The following is a 331-nucleotide window of genomic DNA, read 5'->3' as shown; positions in this document are numbered from 1 at the left end:
CTGACCGGGTAACGCATGACGCTCCGCCATCAAGGCATGACAGATGCCCTCCGAGCCGCTGGACTCTTTCAGCATGCCGTGAGCCTTCACCGGATAGCGTTGGACGAATTGGTCATGCCCGCTTGCCAGGTTGGCCACGCCGGACAAAAGCCCCTTCGTAACATGCGGATGGCTTTCGGAGGCCAGCACCAGGTGTTCCTGGAAAGCGATGATGTTCTCCGGTCGATCGAGACTCACCGAATCCCCGAAGGCATTATGTATCAAGTGAGCACACATACCGGTAAAATAATCATGACTGAAGCGCCAGTCGGCGGCAATGAAGATGCCCTCA

At 56.5% G+C, this 331-nt stretch carries 1 protein-coding gene; it reads right to left on the bottom strand.

The genetic code is table 11. From position 1 onward, the window contains the following. On the bottom strand, window positions 1-331 hold a 331-nt coding region (locus IOC61_RS17565; protein WP_229333242.1), incomplete at both ends, for a hypothetical protein.

It is taken from the genome of Halomonas sp. KAO, from assembly GCF_015595025.1.
In the GTDB taxonomy this organism is placed as follows: domain Bacteria; phylum Pseudomonadota; class Gammaproteobacteria; order Pseudomonadales; family Halomonadaceae; genus Halomonas.
This window is presented reverse-complemented; position numbering and strand designations above follow the sequence as displayed.